Genomic DNA, 18,067 nt, shown 5'->3' on the forward strand with positions numbered 1-18,067 from the left:
AGATAATCGTTATGAATTAAATGTGAAAGGTGAAGTTCCTCTAGGTAGTCGTCGTTTGTCGGTCAATCTTACCGATATTTCTGCAGGTGGCTGTGGGTTTAGTTTTGATGCTATAGCGCCCGTTTTTGAAAAGCACCATCAAATCGCGATACAAATCCAAGCGCCCGATAGCGACGATTGCTTTGTATTAAGCGGGCAAGTGGAAAACCGTCAGCAAAAATGGGGAATGCAACGCTACGGCGTATCGTTTGACCGCGGTGGCCTTAAACACTGCGAAGCCTTGATTAAACGACTTGTTTACGATGGCTCGCACTACATCTTTAATCCTCATACTGAAGACGCTAAGTGACAACGTCACATACATTGGTCGTTTCTATTGACGATTAGACCTGACTAGCTGTTTGACGTAGCTGAAGTGACATAGACGACTTTGGCACAAATGCCATTCTGGTGAAAAAACTGAAGCCAGCGGCTTTGATGAGGCTGCAACACATCTCCTGGGCCTTTCACTTCCACCCATTGGTAGGCATCGCCTCGATACATAAACAAATCGGGGTGACCGCGTCGATTATGGCGTCGATCGAACAAAATGCGCTTAAAACACGCGCTGAGCTGTGTGTCGCTGAGGGCGTGTAAGGCGGCGTCAAGCAGCGGCCATTCAATCACAGACCAGTTGACCCAATCATTACTGAGCCCCTGTTTTTGTTGATAGTGTCGTGCTATCCAATCGCGTGCTTGATCAATGTTTGCTAAGCGCGCATGAATTTGGGGCTGTCTTTTGGTGACAAAGTCGTCGCTATACAGGTCGCGCGGGCCACGTTGAAATGGATTCACAAAGGCGCCACTGATGGGTAAAAACAGAATGTCCCAAAAAAAGAGTCCGAACAGCGCATTCAGCAAACTGTTTTCGCTATACCATACTTGCCAGCCTCGGCATCGATAATACGCCGCAACGTCCCATTCCACCCGATGTTCAAGGGGGAGTGTCAATGTCTCACTATCCACAATGGCAGGATTGACTGAGTTTGTCGGCACCAAACGGGCATGCTCTCTGAGGGGCTTTTGTTTGGCGATACGACAGGCGACGTCATATTCTTCCTCATCGTGAGGCGCGTCGAGCATGGCCGCAATGATGCGTGATGCGTCATCAATATAACCTTGTTTAATCAACATGCGAGCTTGTCGCTCCCGGCTTGGCGGTTGCGTGGTGGTTTGGTAAAGCAATGTGGCACAAGGGAAGTCATCGTGGCGCTCAAACTCACGTGCAATACGATTAACTAACCGTTGCCGTTTGCGCTCAAGTGGCGGCCACTCAAACGGCTGAGGAAGGCGTGATTGTAGCGCAAGAATCAACGCTGGACGCTTGGCTTTCTTTGCTTGCCAAACCGTGTCGGTAAGCGCAGACAAGTGCAGCCAATCATCAATGTGTTGGCGGTGTTGAAACAAACGCTCAGACTGACTCACAGGATACGATTCAAATTGCTGAATACCGAGCTCGGCGACGACAAATTGGCTCAAATCTTGGCGTGAATTACCAAAATACAATAACAACAAGACGGGGAGTAGGTCCGGTTGGTGGCAGACGACTAGCGCGTAGGGACTGATGAGCGGATCGTCATAGGTGTCAGTGATCGCTGTTTGCCACTGTGTCTTACTCGCACTTTTCGCTAAGGCCACCGCTGGAAACGCATCGATCAATTGCGCCTTACTCAGTAGGTTAAATAAGACGTCAGCGGGAGCAGTATCGGTGATGCTGACAAATCCGTTATCGGCCAAGTTGTGGAGCAGTGGCCTGGTGTCTCCGAGCTCGGGATAGATCAGTTTGTCGGCTAAGAAGTAATCATGGCGGCGCATCAATAAACGGACCAGCAAACATTGGGCTTTGAAGCTAAGCTGTTGAAAGCAGGTAAGCCAAGTCCGTTCTTTGCCTGTGAGCAGATCCCAGTCACGTTCAGACACTAAACCGATCAAGCTTTGAAAGTTATGATGGTAATAATAGGGACTGAGAGGGTCTGGCTGTGTCATTCTTTTTCCTTATCTTTTATCAGGACAGGTGCATTCAGGAGCCGCCGAATGAAACGGAGTATCGCTGTACTATTGTCAGTATTTAGTTGGTGGGTGTCGAGTTATGCCTTAGCACAGGGTGACGATACGTTTTCAACGGAGCAAGGGATCGCAGGGGTCGCCTGTGTGATTACCGATCCTGCTGGGCGACTACTGTTGATAAAAGATAGAGTCACCGGGCGATATGGTTTACCCGGTGGACGAGTGAATTTGGCTGAATCACCGACCCGAGCCCTGGCGCGCGAAGTGTTTGAAGAAACGGCTCTTCACGTCAATGTGGGGAAGGTCGCTCACAAAGATAAACGTGGGGTATTGTTTGCTTGCCAAAGCCAAACGCCGCTACCGGTTGTCTCGAACGCCAATGGCACAGGCGTGTTGCCGGTTTGGCAGGCGCTGCACTTTGGATCTGAAATCGATAAAGCCTTGTTAATACCGCCTGCACAGGCAGGCGACTATCGCTATCGATTTAAAGATCGCGGTGAGTTGCTATGGTCTCTGGCGGCAAAAACGCCTAGCAGTGATGTCGCTGCTTTAGCGGATTTTAGTGCCCTAGCGCCTGCCTTTTACGTAAGTCAGTATGGCCTCGTCTCTGGCCTACAAACGGTGGTCGCGCACTTGGGCGATGTCGCGAGCGCGATGACTAAATACTTATTCAGACTGATCAACATCTTAGGAGAAATTGCATTTTACGTTGCCTTGGTACCACTATTTCTTATTTTTCGTGGCCATAAATCGGCGCTGTCGCTGCTTTTTCTTTTGATCAGTGCGGCGACTGTCTCTATCACGTTAAAAACAGGATTTGCGATGCCAAGACCGTTTTACCTATGGCCTGACTTGCAAATCGGTAAGGCAAGTGGCTTTACGGTGCCAAGCGGTCACACCTTATTAGCGGCAGCCGTTGTCACCGCCTGGTACCTAAAGCGTCGTGATACGCATGGACAGGCATATGGGTCGTTAGTGCTTGCTTTGGCGGTGATGATTTTGATGGGGCTCAACCGCATGTATTTGGGCGTTCACTTTGCTAGTGATGTGGTGATTGGCGCCTTAGTGGGAAGCAGCCTAGCCTGGATAACCGTGAAAATAGATGCAGTGACCATAGGGAAAGATCGGCCGCTACTGACCACCGGCCGGCTGTGGCTATTGGTCTGTGTGTTGTTAGCATTATTGGCGTTAGCATTAAAGTTACCCGATCTGCTCTACTTAGCCGCATTAAGCGCTGGGATATATACCGGTCAGGTCTGGCACAAGCTTTTCCCCAGTCATAAACCGGCCGCGAGCATGATGGGAAAACTATTGACCTTGGCCTGGATTTTCTTGGGGGTCGCTGGGCTGCTTCTGGCCGCTTGGGGCGTGGTGCAGGTGACGGGAATGAGTTGGATTGTCTTGATCGTTGTATCCATGGCAGCGTGGAGTTTAGGGCCTTGGATTTTGATTGCGAGCCCAGAGCTTGCGAGATGGTCAAGCACTAGGCTCGGTTGGCGGGAATGGTGATGAGGATTTAAGGATTGACTCGCGAAGGATTTACCCTGTGATCGCTTTGGCTGTGCCAAGAGTTAAGGTAAAGTAGGCGCATAACTAAAATTGCACCAGGCATGGTGATACTCGCACAGGAACCGCAATGATACCGGCAATACACCCACAGGCGGGCTTGTCGTCCGCCGTCGTTGATTTTCTTACCGCTTTGCAAGACGCGGGTTTTCAGGGCGATATCGAATCGACCTACGCAAGCCGTCTGGCGGTAGCGACGGATAACAGTGTGTACCAAGCACTGCCTCAAGCCGTTCTTTTCCCGTCGTCGGTTGATGATCTGCGCATCATTGGTGAGACCGTTCAAGCCCCACCTTTCAGTGACATTAAGTTTTCGCCACGCGGCGGCGGCACAGGAACTAATGGTCAGTCACTGACCCAACATGTGGTGGTGGATATCTCCCGTCATATGAACCAGGTTTTAGAGGTCAACCCTGAACAAGGGTGGGTGCGTGTTCAAGCTGGGGTGATTAAAGATCAGCTCAATGATGTATTGCGTCCGTATGGCTACTTTTTCTCGCCGGATTTATCGACCAGTAATCGCGCCACGATCGGTGGGATGATCAATACCGATGCATCGGGGCAGGGGTCGTTACGTTACGGCAAAACGTCGGATCATGTGCTGGGCTTAAAAGCTGTATTGATTGATGGCAGTGTGTTGGAGACCCAACCGCTTAAGCCGGAGCCGCTCAAGCAAGCGATGGCGCGAGGTGATTTAGCCGGACGTGCCCTGGAAACCGTGTCGTCCGTATGTCGCGAACATCGTGATCTGATCACTGACACCTTTCCGCCACTCAACCGATTTTTGACTGGGTATGATCTTAAACATGTTTACGATCAAACAGTAACGGAATTCGATATTGGCCGTGTGCTCTGTGGCGCCGAGGGGTCTTTAGCTTTCATCGCCGAAGCCAAGCTCAATATTACGCCCATTCCAAGTGTACGCACCTTGGTGAACATCAAATATGACAGCTTCGATTCAGCGTTGCGTAATGCGCCCATGATGGTAGAAGCCAAGGCGCTTTCAGTTGAAACCATTGATGCTAAAGTCCTTGATTTAGCGCGTAATGATATTGTGTGGCATACCGTCAGTGATCTGCTGGAGGATGTGCCGGGTAAGGTCATGCACGGCATTAATATGGTCGAGTTTGCTGGCAATGATGCCGACGACATTGAGGCACAAATTACGACCCTGTGTGAGCAACTCGATCGCTTGATAGCGAAACAGCAAAAAGGCGTGATTGGTTATCAGATCTGCCGTGATCTGGCGTCGATCAATAAAATCTATGCCATGCGCAAAAAATCGGTTGGATTACTGGGCGCGACGAAAGGCAAGGCCAAACCTGTTGCCTTCACCGAAGACACCTGTGTGCCACCAGAAAACTTGGCGGACTTTATCAGTGAGTTCCGCGCATTACTCGATAGCCATCATCTGCACTATGGCATGTTTGGCCATGTCGATGCTGGGGTATTGCATGTGCGCCCCGCGCTTGACTTGTGCGATCCAGAACAAGAGCGGGTGATGAAGACCATTTCTGATCAGGTCGTAGCACTGGTGGCGAAATACGGCGGATTGATGTGGGGCGAACATGGTAAAGGCTATCGCTCTGAGTACGGTCCTGCCTTTTTTGGTGAGACCCTGTTCAGGCAATTGCGTCGGGTAAAAGCGGCTTTTGATCCGCAAAACCGGATGAATCCTGGAAAAATTTGTACCCCGATTCACAGCGACGATGCTTTGGTGCAGGTCGATGATACCAAGCGCGGTTTTTATGACCGCCAGATCCCGGTTGAGGTCAGAGATAGCTTTAAAGGCGCGATGGAATGCAATGGCAACGGGTTGTGCTTTAACTATGATACGTCGTCACCCATGTGTCCGTCGATGAAAGTCAGTTATGACCGTCGACACTCACCTAAAGGCCGGGCAGGGATTGTGCGCGAGTGGTTACGTTTGCTCGCGGAGCAGGGCGTTGATCCGTTGGATGTCGAGCAAGCACTCATGACGCAATCTCCCTCAGTCCGTGAAATGATGGCGAAATTCGGGCGTTACTTTACCCGCCAAAAAGAGGCGGATGACTTTAGCCATGAGGTTATGGAAGCGATGAGTGGCTGCCTGGCGTGTAAAGCGTGCGCCAGTCAGTGTCCGATTAAAGTCGATGTCCCCAGCTTTCGTTCCCGGTTTATGCAGTTGTACTACAGCCGTTATCCGCGTCCGATTAAAGATCATCTGGTCGCAAATATTGAAAGCTTGCTGCCATTAATGGCTAAAGCGCCTAGGTTAGTCAATGCCGCAACCCAACCCCAGTGGGCACAAGGGTTAACAGCCAAACTCATTGGTTACACCGATACACCCGCTTTATCGGTGCCGACATTGGCCCAGGCATTGGCAGGCGATCATGCCCTCAAATTTGATCTCGAGTGGCTACAAGCCTTGTCCACGCAAGAGCGTGAAAACTATGTGTTGATCGTGCAAGACCCGTTTACCAGTTTTTATGAAGCGCCACTGATTCACGACTTGATCAAGTTGGTCCGTCGACTGGGAAAAGTGCCGATGCTGATTCCCTTTAAGCCCAACGGTAAAGCACAACACGTAAAAGGTTTTCTACGACGTTTTGCCCAAACCGCGCGTAATACCGCTGGCTTTTTAAATCAGCTAGCGGCGCTGAATATTCCGATGGTGGGTGTCGATCCTGCTTTAGTGCTGTGTTACCGCGATGAATATCAAGAGGCGCTGGGCCGTTATCGTGGTGATTTTAACGTCCTACTGAGCCATGAGTGGTTAACGAATGTGGTGCCTAGCCTACCAGCAAAGGCTGAGCATACGTCCGAGCCTTGGTACTTATTTGGTCATTGCACAGAAAAAACGCAGTTACCTCATGCAGAGCAACAGTGGGTTGATTTATTCGCCCATTTTGGCGCAGAGCTTAAACCCGTCTCTGTAGGATGCTGTGGCATGGCGGGTACCTATGGCCATGAAGCCGATAAGCGCGATACCTCAGAAGCCATCTATGATTTAAGTTGGTCACCTAAACTGGCTGACTTACCCAAAGAGCGGGTTGTCGCAACTGGGTATTCGTGCCGTAGCCAAGTGAAGCGATTTAGTGAGACACCGCTGTTGCATCCACTGCAGGTATTATTGCGACTTGCGCATACGCGCACTGATCTTGCGTGCTCTGGCAACGTATAAATTAAAGGATTGCACCTGTGGTTATTTCGCGTACAGTAAAATAAAGAGCTAAAAGCTAAGGCAAACAAATGCTTAAAACAGTTGTTATTATCTTGCTAGTTTTACTCGGTATTACCGCTGCGCAATACTTGGAAGAGAGCACGCAGAAAAAAATTGCTTGGGTCATTGGGGCCATTGCATGCGTGCTGGCATTGGGCGTCATCGTTATGGAGCTTATCCGTTAGCCAAGGCCGTAATCACCATCGCTTATATTGGCCTAACGCCGACACGTTATCGTAAACGCCCCATTGTTGGGGCGTTTTGCTTTCTATTTTCTGTTCTTTGTCTTTTGTCCTTGAGCCTTGAGCCGTATAGTGACGTTTGACTACAAATCTTAAGTCCGTTTATCTCGACGCTTGGCGTTGGAACCCGCTTGTTTATGTGTCTTCGGTTTGTGCCTGTTAGGCTGGCGGATATCGGGCTGCTTTGGATGCTTAGTGGCAAAGCGCTGAGTGCCGTGACGCCCTGAGCGACGCTGGCGACCTGTTGTCGCTACGCCATCTTCTGTGGGGACTAAGCATTTCGGGCCGTTACCAATTAAATGTTTTTTACCCATCGAGACCAACGCCTCACGGATCAGTGGCCAGTTCGCCGGATCGTGATAACGCAATAAGGCTTTATGTAAGCGACGTTGGCGCTCTCCTTTGGCGACGGTCAGTGCTTCGCGTTTTTTATAACGTACCTTTTTGAGTGGATTGGTCTCTGAGTGATACATCGCTGTGGCGTTACACATTGGCGATGGGTAAAAGTTTTGCACTTGGTCGCACTCAAAGTCATTCTCTTTCAACCAGCACGCCAGATGCACCATATCCTCGTCGGTACAGCCAGGATGAGCGGCAATAAAGTAGGGAATTAAATACTGCTTTTTCCCCGCTTCTTTACTGTATTTCTCAAACAAGGCTTTAAATCGATCGTACGCCCCCATGCCAGGCTTCATCATCAGATCGAGGGTGTTTTTCTCGGTGTGCTCGGGCGCGATTTTGAGGTATCCACCGACATGATGCGTGACCAGCTCTTTGACATATTCTGGAGATTCGATCGCGAGGTCGTAACGTACGCCTGATGCGATCAGCACCTTCTTAATCCCTTCGACTTGACGGGCTTTACGATAGAGGTCGATGGTATGACGGTGATCGGTATTGAGCTTGTCACAAATTTTTGGGAAAACGCAGGACGGGCGACGACAGTTTCGCTCAGCTTTCGGATCGGCACAGCCTAAGCGATACATGTTGGCTGTCGGTCCACCTAAATCTGAAATGGTGCCTGTAAAGCCGGGCACTTTATCGCGGATATCATTAAGCTCTTCAATGATCGACGCTTGCGAGCGATTTTGAATAATCCGGCCTTCATGCTCGGTAATTGAACAGAACGAACAGCCACCAAAACAGCCGCGCATGATATTCACCGACGTTTTAATCATATCGTAAGCCGGGATCTTAGCTTGGCCGTATTGCGGATGCGGCACGCGGGCGTAAGGTAAGCCAAAAACGTAATCCATTTCTTCTGTGGTCAGCGGCACCGGAGGGGGATTAATCCAAAGCAGTTGGTCACCATGCTGTTGCGCGAGCGCACGTGCAGAGTAGGGATTCGCCTCTAAATGCATCACTCGACTGGCATGCGCATATAAAATCCGGTCGTTTTTGAGTTTTTCAAACGAGGGTAAGCGAACAAAGGTGTTTTTGGCATCGTGGCGAGAAGGGCGAATACTAATCGGTTTCGCCGCGTCAGGTTCCGTTTTTTTGCTGGTCTCGCACTGGGTCTCAGTGGCATAAGGGTTAGGCATCGTCATTGCTTTACCCGGCTTATCGATGCGGGTTGAGTCTACTTCTGCCATTCCCTCAGGCGGTGACTTCATCATTACGGCTGTGCCCGCGATACGCGTCATATTGGCCAATGAATCTCCGCGTGACAAGCGGTGTGCAACGTCAATCAATGCACGTTCCGCGTTACCAAATAATAAGATATCGGCTTTTGCATCACACAACACAGAGCGACGAACTTTGTCTGACCAATAATCGTAGTGAGCCAGGCGGCGTAAACTTGCTTCAATGCCTCCGAGCACGATGGGTGTTTGTTTGTAAGCTTCTCGACAACGTTGAGAATACACCAAGACAGCACGATCAGGTCTTTTACCCCCCTCATTATTCGGGGTGTAAGCATCATCATGGCGCAGTTTACGATCCGCTGTGTAGCGATTGATCATCGAGTCCATGTTACCCGCGGTGACACCAAAAAACAGGTTAGGCTCACCGAGTGCCATAAAGTCTTCTTTAGTTTGCCAATTGGGTTGCGAAATGATCCCGACTCGAAAGCCTTGTGCTTCTAAGGTGCGTCCAATCACGGCCATACCAAAACTGGGGTGATCGACATAGGCATCGCCCGTGACAATGATGATGTCACAGCTGTCCCAACCAAGAATATCCATCTCTTCTCGGCTGGTTGGCAAAAAAGGCGCAGGCCCGAAGCAAGCGGCCCAGTAGGGGGTATAGTCGTATATAGCAGTCGGTGTCACGTCTTTGTCTCTTGGTCTGCCGCGCGTGTGAGCAAATGATTTGCAGTCATGCGCCAAAGCGGGCGATTAATTGGCCGGCGATTTTAGCGATATTCCTGCATAGAGTATAGGGGCAATATGTGATGTTCGGCATTGTGACGCACTAATAGCTGACAATGAAACTAACTTAACGTGAATCTATTTTATTACGCACATTGCCGTTGCTAGTATAGGGTCATCTGACTAAACGGTGAGGTTSTCATGATTGAGCTTGGCTCATCACGTTATCGGCTGACGGCATTTGCACTTGCGTTCGGCTCTTTTCTGATTTTTTGTAACCTTTACTTGTTCCAACCGATGTTGCCTGTGTTTGCAGCCAGTGATGGGATCAGTGAAACGCGTGCGAACTGGTTGCTTGCGGCGGCAACGCTAGGGTTATCCTTTTCCTTAGTGCCTTGGGCGGTGCTCTCTGAACGTATTGGGCGTCGGCCTGTGATGCTGACCAGCTTATGGATGCTGCCGCTTGTTGGGCTTGCGATGGCGAGTACCTCATCATTTTGGATGATTGTTCTGCTGCGCGCGTTGATGGGCTTGTCTCTTGGTGGATTCGCGGCGGTGGCGGTCGCTTACATGGCCGAAGAGTTTTCTCCCAAGGCGTTAGCGATCGCCGTGGGCAGTTACATCAGTGCTAATTCACTGGGTGGCATTTCTGGTCGCGTTGCTGGTGGCATAATGACCGATTGGTGGGGCTGGCATGGTGCGGTCCTCGCCATGGCGGCCTTCACACTGGCGGGAGTGATGATCGTGACAAAATTGCTGCCTCGTCAACGCTATTTCTCCCCAGGTAGAACATCGTTGCTCACCCATTCACGTGGGGTCTTGTCGCATTTACGTACGCCAAGTTTGTGGATAGCCATGCTTATTGGTGGGGTAAACTTTGCATTGTTTGTTAATTTATTTTCGGTCACCGCCTTTCGACTTGTAGCGCCTCCTTATCAGTTACCGGTAAGCTTGGTGTCATCGGTATTTGTTTGTTATCTCGCCGGTACGGTGACATCACGGCTCAGTGGCCGGTGGGTGCTCAAGTATGGTGCAATCAGAGGCATGGCCTTTGGCACCTTGGTGGCGATGCTAGGCGTATTAGTGACATTAAGTCATGATATACCTTGGATAGTTATTGGGTTGTTGGTGGTTAGCGGTGGGGCTTTTTTCACTCACTCTTTAGCTTATGGGTGGGTGAGCCGCCAAGCTGCACAAGGCAAAGCAACCGCAACGGCTTTGTATTTGGTACATTATTATGTCGGTGGCAGTCTTGGCGGCTTTTATCTCATCGCGGCTTGGCAGCATTATGCATGGTTCGGCGTGGTCATTGCCGCATTAGCGTTGGGACTGGTTTTATTAGGTTTGGTGTTTGGGTTATCCCGGGTGGTGAGTCGAAGCCGCGCTCGCAAAATACACCAGCAAACGGCGGCCCCATGAGCACGGCCTCGTATCATACTGAGCCATGAGCTTGCCGTACGATGGGCTTATGGCATGAACGCCGTCGACTCACCGTGCGGCTGATTTAAAGTGATGCTTCGGTCGGCATATCAATGTTGTCGCGGCTCACTGAATTTCGTGCATCAACACTGGTTTGATGACCCGGTTGGTAGGCACGGACACAATTTCGTCCTTCGGCTTTGGCTTGGTAAAGCGCACTGTCCGCTCGTTCAATCAATGATGAGAGTGTGTCACCGGGTTGAAAGGTGGAGATACCAATCGACGCGGTCACCTTGAGCGGCGTTCGGCTTTCATCAATTGGCACATCCATACTTTCGACTTCTTCGAGTAATCGGTTAGCGATTTGTGCCGTGACCTCACCACTGCATTTAGGTAAGAATACGATAAACTCTTCGCCACCAAAACGACCAAAGATGTCAGATTTTCTTAGTCGCTCTTGCACTGTACGTGTAAACGACTGTAAAACAACGTCGCCAGCGTAATGGCCCCATTTGTCATTAATGCGTTTAAATTTATCCAAATCAAGCAACAACACAGAAAAGGGAGAATGTCGTTCCTCGCTCACGGCGAGTGCGCGCATTGCCAGTTGAAGCAGCATTCGGCGATTATAGATCCCGGTGAGCGGATCGAGTGTCGCCTGGCGATAAAGGCGCAAAATCATATGTAATTGCGAAAGCTGTGACCAGACCACCATGAAGGCAATCACTGTCTGTAACCAGTATGAGGCAATATTGTCGGGACTGGTCATGGTGCCACCGAACGAATCCACCCAGAGATGGCAAGCTAAAGTAATTGTCATTAACGATAAACTTTCGCGCATGGTGAGCGGAAAGATAGTGAGCATGACTATCTGAATGATCGGCAATAGCGTGTAGCTATAGGAAAACGCGGTGTTCTCCGTAGGGAAATGAAGGGTGTGGCTGGCAGAGAAATAAAAGGCGTTGGTGGCAATCACCATCGCGACGAGACCGAGTTTAGCCGATTTTAGATTGTTAGCTCGACTCACTGCGTAACCAATCGTTATCAGCATCCCACCTAATAGCAAGCGTTGCAATGAGAGTTGGGCGGCGGCGGTAGTGTCCGATAGGAATAGAAAATCAGCGACAGACCAAGCGATCGTGAGCCCAGCCCAAACGTAACACAGTACACATAAGCGACTGCGCAGATAGGTACTACGCGTGTTATTAAAACTGTTGGCGTGTTTTTTTGCACTCCAAAGTTCAAAAAATGATATTTGGAGCTTATAAATAATGTGCCCTAAGGTCTCACTCATCATTGCACCCATTGTCCTTTCCGTTTGTGCAAAGGTTCCCGCTGCTCGCGCCACTTTGTTATTATCGCGTCGTGCGGTCATGTTGTTTTTATCTGTCATAAAGGTTGGTATAAGTGTACAAACATGCCAGTTTATTGGCGGTTTTGAGTCTGTTTCGTGCATTCAATGTGATCGATGGCGCTTTTTAATGTAATCAGTTCAATAGTTGACTCTTTTTTAATGCTTTATGTAAGGTAATTTTTGTTATGTACGTGTTACTTGTTCCCGCGATCGTGTCTGCTGTTTTGGGGGCACAACTCGTGTTGTCGTTAGCCCTTTTGAAGGGCGATATTTGCCCCGGCCAGCGAGGGCGTTTTCATCATGCTTTTTGGGTGCCGACTTTTGCTTGGTTGATCTTGGTTCCATCTAGTTTTTTCGCCATCTTACCCTTCTTAACGTTAGGGATATTTGCGTTTCGATCAAAAACGGGCAAAACACGTCGGTCAGGTCCCATTCCTTTGTTGTATGTCGCAAATTTATTGGGCGTTGTTACATGGATTACCATACTGATGGCTGAGGGTGGGCTACTGGTTGTCGCCGGGGTATTACAGCTGGTGTTACTTGGTGCAAGCTTGGGGCATGGTCTATTAGTGCGTGCGCGTTCACGTTTGCAGGCTTTTGACACGTTATTACCACTGGCAAGTGTGATGGCGTTTATGGGACTGATGGTGTTTGTCGCAAGCGTGGCGGCGTTAAGTCATTCAGATATCGCACCTAGCCAGATTAATGCGTTTGTTGCCGGGGCTGGGTTTGGCTTGTTGGCTCTCGCTGCGCAAATTTGGCACTTAATAAAGCGAATTAAGCCCACATTGTGGCGTATAAATGCAGGTGTCTTGTTTATGTTTGCAGCCGTTACTTGTCTCAACTCAGTTGTCATGGGGTAAATGTAGCCTGCATGCCAAGATAGTGTTAAAAAATTGATCGTTTATAGTCTTGCCCACTACGCTTACAAGATAAGTGGGTTATAACGCCCCCTCGTTTATCGCGTAGGTAACATGTTTATCGCGCAGCTAGCATATTTATCGCGCAGCTAACATATTTATTGCGTAGGTAATATAGGGTAAGGATAGTAATAATGCCTCGGCGTGCATGGAGTATCATCATCATAACGGCGCTTATTGGCGTAGGGTTTGCGGCATTCACGGCGCATCTACTCTATCAAAAAGAGCAAGAAGCCATTCGTAAAGAGCTGCACAAGGATGTTAATAATGCGGCAATGGCGCTGGCGCGCGAGGTCAACCTGGGTCTTGAGCTGCTTTATGCGGTTAAGAATCACTTCGATGCTGGGCATCGCTTAAACGCCCGCAATTTTCAGCCTCTAACCTCTGGGGTATTAAAGCGTCATCCTAGTTTCAAATCGATCGAGTGGGCCGATATTGTCATGCATCATCAACGCCGGCATTACACACAAGGTATGACAGCGGCTCAGCCTGATCGAACAAGCTTCAWTATTGTTGAACTCAACGATCAGAGCCAGTTGGTACCCGCCTCTCGCCGTGATATGTATTTTCCCCTTAGATTTACCTCAGGTAACAATCAATCAGACGCTGTGATGGGTTATGATTTGGGCTCAACACCCATCACACGCCAGGCACTTAAAACCAGCTTTAATACTGGTGTGCCAGTGGCTACGCCTGCCACTACCATTGAACGGGCGTATGGTGATGTGCGTGGCTTTTTACTCATTATGCCGATCCTCGTCGATCCCGAACAACTAGCAGGGGATGATACCCAGGATTTGCGTGGATTTTTAGTGGCAGTGATCGATGTAGAAACCCTGGTCAATCTTGCGATAAAAACCGTGATCAATGACGGTATCAATTACACCCTAATTGATACCACCGATCCTAATCATCGCCAAGTGTTGCATACCCATCGTGTTGAACTGGCACAAATGAAGGATTCGCTGGCACAACAGCCCGCTGAACCCATTTTATTTGCCGGACGAGAGTGGGAGTTGGTGGGCTATCCCACAGTCCGTTACATGCAACAAAGACAAAGCTGGGTGCCAATGTGGACGTTTTTGATCGGTAGTGGCATCTTTTTTGTGATTTGTTATCTGCTCTATCGCCTGCAGGCACGGGCGTACAGTGTTCAAGTCCAAGTCGAGCAAAAAACACATGCGCTCAAAGATGCGAATAGCCGATTAGAATCAATGACCAAATGTGATGGGTTGACGGGGTTATATAACCGAACCCAATTTGAACAAGCATTAGAGCGCGAAATCCAGCGCGCGGTCCGTGATGAAACACCCCTGAGCTTAATGCTGGTCGAAATCCAGCACCTATCTAATTACAACAGCCAATACGGTCGGGTTGCGGGTGATCAGTTGATCCGCCAAGTGGCACAAGCCATTGATGAGATGCTTAAACGACCAGGCGATCTCGTCTGTCGTTACACGGGAAGTCAATTTATTGCGATATTGCCTCGCACTGAGGGGGCCTCGCGATTAGGTGAAGAATGCGTCACCGCGGTTAAACGGCTTCAGATACCTTTTGAGGACGAACCGGAGAGTCGGGTTGCTGTGTTTGTCGGCGGCGTCACCGTGACTGAGCAAAAAGAAATGACGGCTTCAAGACTATGCGCTTATGGCGAAATAGGCTTGACGCGAGCGAAAGCTGATGTCGATAAAGGTTGGCATTGGATGGTGGTGTCGTGAAAAAGCGAGCGGTAACAAGTACCGCTAGCGTCGCTCCATTGACCCAACACTTGGCTCATGGTTTGTTCTAACGCCATTGAGTTTTCCGCGCAAGCCATTCTCGTACTGGCCATACGATCAATCTTGAAGCGATTATTGTCGAGTTCCGCCTTACCAAAGTAACGGTTACAGCCGGTATAGCCGTTGACTTCCATATCCTTATTGACGTTTAACGTTGGGGATCCTTCCGCACTGATAGCCTGTTGATCAATCATGGTCAGTTGCCATTGCTGAGCAACGCCAGAGGTTGTGACCTCGTTTTTAGCATTGTTCGCATCATTGCTACTGCTACAGGCGGTGACGCCAGCAGCAAGCATGACCGCCATCAATACGTGTCTCTTCATAATGACTCCTTAGTCACTAACGGTGGGTGTTAATTCAAGCGTAGTTAACTTAATAACAAATATGCCAATAAAAAATTGGCTTTATGTCAAGATAATATCTTTTTTGGTGGGGGATAAAAAAAGTCCCCGGTAGAGGGGACAAGATATACCATCGCGTGTTTATTATTATTGAAATAACCTCACTAGGGAGGTGTCTTTTGCCAGCATAATTGCTAAGCAGGAGAGTGCTGCGGTCGATTTGGATATCAACTTTCGACTGTGATTCGAATGCGTCAACGATACGATACAATCTGCAAACGATATCAAACAAAAATGACAGTTTGATTTCATTGATATGATGGTGTTTGAGATAGAGAAAGGGGTGTGATCTTAAGCAAGTTTGCATCTGGCGTAAGGTAAATCGAATGGATGTTCACGATGCTTGACAAAAATGAACTGCTGAGATTAGGCAATCCGACGCCAGCGGATAAATCCACAGTCTCCGCGAGGTGTATTTTTGGCATATTAACGTTATGCTTCTATTTAATGACAACACTGATCTGATAGTGACTACAGTGTGTAAGTAAAAGAACGGCTTAAGGCATACCTAAAAAGGAATCCATCATGGCATTAAGCGATGCTGCAAAAAAAGTTCAGGAAGCTCTGCTCGCGCGTGGGATCGAAACCCCAATGACAACAGCATCAAAGATGTCTTCTGAAGAACGAAAAGAAAAAATCGAGTTTCACATGCGTGAAATTCTGCAGTCGATCGACTTRGATCTTACCGATGATAGTTTGGCAGAAACACCAGCGCGTATTGCCAAAATGTATGTCGATGAGATTTTTTCCGGACTCGATTACTCACAGTTTCCCAAAGTAACCATGATTGATAATAAAATGGGATGTGATGAGATGGTTCGGGTAAAAGATATTTCTGTGACTAGCACCTGTGAGCATCACCTTGTAACCATTGACGGTCGTGCGACTGTGGCGTATCTGCCCGACAATAAAGTGGTTGGCTTGTCTAAGATTAATCGCATTGTACGATTTTTTGCCCAGCGTCCGCAGGTCCAGGAGCGGTTGACTCGTCAAATTTTAGTCGCGTTACAGACGCTGCTAGAGACCGACAATGTCGCGGTGCGTATCGAAGCGACACACTATTGCGTCAAATCACGCGGGGTGATGGACGCGAACAGTGAAACGACCACAACGGCGTTAGGGGGCCAGTTTAAGAAAAATGCAGCGACACGCGCTGAGTTCTTGCACGGCATCCAATAATAAAAGCGCCAGATGGCGCTTTTATTCGCACTGCTTGGCTTTTATTTGCACTGCTTGGCTTTTATTCGCGCTGCTTAGCTAGTATTTGAAGCGCTCAGCGATTATTCGAACTGCCTAGCGATGTCATGGAACTGGCGTACTTTATCGCGAAGTTGGCTGCTTGCCTCTGAGACATCGTTTACTTCATTGAGGTTCTGCTGAGAAACGGACTCAATGCTATGTATGTCGCGACTAATGTCAGTAAATGTCTCTAGTTGCGCTTGCGCGGAATGATGCGTCTCATTCGTTCTTCCCACCACATCTTCGATGGCCGTCGCAACAGCATGTAAGCTTGAAATACTGTTAGACGTGGTATCAACACACTGCTGTGTTTGTTCATGGCTTTCATGGATCTGAGTTTGCCAATGTGCAATCGTGTTGTGCATCTCTTGTATTGACGCTTGAATTTGTTCGGTTGCACTTTGAGTGCGGCTGGAAAGTGCACGCACTTCATCGGCGACAACGGCGAACCCGCGACCCTGCTCACCGGCTCGTGCTGCTTCAATGGCCGCGTTTAACGCGAGCAAATTGGTTTGCTCAGCAATGCCACTGATTTCACTCATCGATTCGGTCACGCGTTCAGCGGTAGCCGATAGCTGTTGGGTTGCCGTGAGCGAGTGTTCAGATTGCTGGGAAAGCGCTTTTAATTGTTCCCCGGTCTGTTGTAACCAGGATTCAGTTTCTTGGCTCTGCTGCTGCACAGACTGAAGCAGTTCAACGCTTTGTTGCGCATTGTCAGATACCTTATTCGCCGATTCCGAGGCATGGTCAATATTGCTAGCAATCGACGAAATCTGATCGCTTTGCTTGTTAATCGCATCGGAGACGCGTTTCGACAAGGCGCTTAATTCGTCCGAAAACTGGTTCAACGACAGGGAAGCATCGAGCATACGACCCAGAATGGTGCGAATTCGGGCATTAAGTAGCTTAACCTTATAATCAACGACCGAACTTAGCCCTGTGCCCGAATAAATATAGCGACTAATACTGTCGTAGTCCGTTTGAAAGCGGCGGCTAAGCGTAGGCAGGGTAAAAAGCTCATCGCGAAAAATCGTCCCCAGTATCAATGGCATCGCAATGGCACCGGCAATATCCCATCCGGAAATCACGCGATCAAAGATCAGGGAAATGGGCGCGGCGGCTAAACCGATTGCCATTAAACCCCGTTTTACACCTGTGGGCAGGTCTGCAATCGAAAAGTGTTTAAGCGATTTCCCTGCTTTTTCTGCCGCACAGAGCTTTTGGTAAACCTGTGCCGCGCGATGCTTCACGGCGGGATTAGGCTTAACACGTACGGACTGATAGCCCATGACTTGGCCCCGATCATAAATCGGCGTAACATACGCATCGACCCAATAATAATCACCGTTTTTACAGCGGTTTTTGACAATTCCCCGCCACGGTTGATTGGCCTTAAGGTTACGCCACATATCCGCGAACGCCGCTTTCGGCATATCGGCATGACGAATAATATTATGGGGTGCCCCGGTCAGCTCATTGTCTTCATAACCCGCAATACGAATGAATTCCGGATTACAATAAGTAATGACGCCGCGCTTATCAGTGGTCGAGACGAGGCGTTCATCGTCACCAAATACAACTTCATTATTAC

13 protein-coding genes are annotated in these 18,067 nt (G+C 49.1%); 8 read left to right on the plus strand and 5 right to left on the minus strand.

Going from position 1 to position 18,067, the window contains the following annotated elements:
- The coding region (locus BZG79_RS05885; protein ID WP_199877568.1) for a PilZ domain-containing protein at positions 1 to 349 on the plus strand (349 nt) is incomplete at its 5' end.
- 44 nt (positions 350 to 393) lie between these two features.
- On the opposite strand, the gene BZG79_RS05890 is transcribed toward BZG79_RS05885, so the two are convergent.
- A complete protein-coding gene (locus BZG79_RS05890; protein ID WP_077773947.1) occupies positions 394 to 2,025 on the minus strand; it encodes a VRR-NUC domain-containing protein in 1,632 nt (543 codons plus the stop codon).
- Between the two features lie 48 nt (positions 2,026 to 2,073).
- Here BZG79_RS05890 and BZG79_RS05895 point away from each other — a divergent pair, with 48 nt between their 5' ends.
- From BZG79_RS05895 to BZG79_RS16360, 3 genes are all read left to right on the plus strand, one after another.
- Positions 2,074 to 3,555 (plus strand): phosphatase PAP2 family protein, encoded by a 1,482-nt coding sequence (locus BZG79_RS05895; protein WP_199877570.1) that lies wholly within the window; start codon positions 2,074 to 2,076, stop codon positions 3,553 to 3,555.
- A 127-nt stretch (positions 3,556 to 3,682) separates the two neighbouring features.
- Complete coding sequence (locus tag BZG79_RS05900) at positions 3,683 to 6,775, plus strand: FAD-binding and (Fe-S)-binding domain-containing protein (protein ID WP_077576537.1); 3,093 nt, start codon at positions 3,683 to 3,685, stop codon at positions 6,773 to 6,775.
- 68 nt (positions 6,776 to 6,843) lie between these two features.
- Positions 6,844 to 6,999 (plus strand): hypothetical protein, encoded by a 156-nt coding sequence (locus BZG79_RS16360; RefSeq protein ID WP_021022780.1) that lies wholly within the window; start codon positions 6,844 to 6,846, stop codon positions 6,997 to 6,999.
- Between the two features lie 149 nt (positions 7,000 to 7,148).
- Here BZG79_RS16360 and BZG79_RS05905 read toward each other — a convergent pair whose 3' ends face one another.
- Complete coding sequence (locus BZG79_RS05905; protein WP_077773949.1) at positions 7,149 to 9,326, minus strand: YgiQ family radical SAM protein; 2,178 nt, start codon at positions 9,324 to 9,326, stop codon at positions 7,149 to 7,151.
- A gap of 240 nt (positions 9,327 to 9,566) precedes the next feature.
- Between BZG79_RS05905 and BZG79_RS05910 the strand changes: the two genes are divergently transcribed.
- Positions 9,567 to 10,784: an MFS transporter gene (locus BZG79_RS05910; protein WP_077461293.1), complete on the plus strand. Its 1,218-nt coding sequence runs from the start codon at positions 9,567 to 9,569 to the stop codon at positions 10,782 to 10,784.
- A gap of 85 nt (positions 10,785 to 10,869) precedes the next feature.
- Here the strand turns inward: BZG79_RS05910 and BZG79_RS05915 are convergent, their stop codons facing one another.
- On the minus strand, positions 10,870 to 12,177 hold the full coding sequence (locus tag BZG79_RS05915) for a GGDEF domain-containing protein (protein ID WP_158011338.1): 1,308 nt from the start codon (positions 12,175 to 12,177) through the stop codon (positions 10,870 to 10,872).
- Between the two features lie 146 nt (positions 12,178 to 12,323).
- Between BZG79_RS05915 and BZG79_RS05920 the strand changes: the two genes are divergently transcribed.
- Positions 12,324 to 13,001, plus strand: coding sequence for a hypothetical protein (locus BZG79_RS05920; protein WP_077461294.1), 678 nt, complete (start codon positions 12,324 to 12,326; stop codon positions 12,999 to 13,001).
- Between the two features lie 191 nt (positions 13,002 to 13,192).
- Entirely contained in the window at positions 13,193 to 14,776 is a 1,584-nt protein-coding gene (locus tag BZG79_RS05925; RefSeq protein WP_077773950.1) for a diguanylate cyclase, read from the plus strand.
- Here BZG79_RS05925 and BZG79_RS05930 read toward each other — a convergent pair.
- Entirely contained in the window at positions 14,704 to 15,159 is a 456-nt protein-coding gene (locus BZG79_RS05930; protein WP_077773951.1) for an META domain-containing protein, read from the minus strand. The genes BZG79_RS05925 and BZG79_RS05930 overlap by 73 nt on opposite strands.
- A 600-nt stretch (positions 15,160 to 15,759) precedes the next feature.
- Here BZG79_RS05930 and folE point away from each other — a divergent pair.
- Positions 15,760 to 16,416: a GTP cyclohydrolase I FolE gene (gene folE / locus BZG79_RS05935; RefSeq protein WP_033379171.1), complete on the plus strand. Its 657-nt coding sequence runs from the start codon at positions 15,760 to 15,762 to the stop codon at positions 16,414 to 16,416.
- Positions 16,417 to 16,517: 101 nt separating this feature from the next.
- Here folE and BZG79_RS05940 read toward each other — a convergent pair.
- Positions 16,518 to 18,067 (minus strand): PAS domain-containing methyl-accepting chemotaxis protein (locus BZG79_RS05940; protein WP_077773952.1); only part of this gene is annotated, 1,550 nt, incomplete at its 5' end.

The organism is Salinivibrio sp. MA427 (assembly GCF_001996115.1).
Taxonomy (GTDB): Bacteria; Pseudomonadota; Gammaproteobacteria; order Enterobacterales; family Vibrionaceae; genus Salinivibrio; species Salinivibrio costicola.

Excerpts from the sequence above, each read along its gene's own strand:
- BZG79_RS05890 (WP_077773947.1), bottom strand. The coding sequence starts at position 2,025 with ATGACACAGCCAGACCCTCTCAGTCCCTATTATTACCATCATAACTTT.
- BZG79_RS05895 (WP_199877570.1), top strand. The coding sequence starts at position 2,074 with ATGAAACGGAGTATCGCTGTACTATTGTCAGTATTTAGTTGGTGGGTG.
- BZG79_RS05900 (WP_077576537.1), top strand. The coding sequence starts at position 3,683 with ATGATACCGGCAATACACCCACAGGCGGGCTTGTCGTCCGCCGTCGTT.
- BZG79_RS16360 (WP_021022780.1), top strand. The coding sequence starts at position 6,844 with ATGCTTAAAACAGTTGTTATTATCTTGCTAGTTTTACTCGGTATTACC.
- BZG79_RS05910 (WP_077461293.1), top strand. The coding sequence starts at position 9,567 with ATGATTGAGCTTGGCTCATCACGTTATCGGCTGACGGCATTTGCACTT.
- BZG79_RS05915 (WP_158011338.1), bottom strand. The coding sequence starts at position 12,177 with ATGACAGATAAAAACAACATGACCGCACGACGCGATAATAACAAAGTG.
- BZG79_RS05920 (WP_077461294.1), top strand. The coding sequence starts at position 12,324 with ATGTACGTGTTACTTGTTCCCGCGATCGTGTCTGCTGTTTTGGGGGCA.
- BZG79_RS05930 (WP_077773951.1), bottom strand. The coding sequence starts at position 15,159 with ATGAAGAGACACGTATTGATGGCGGTCATGCTTGCTGCTGGCGTCACC.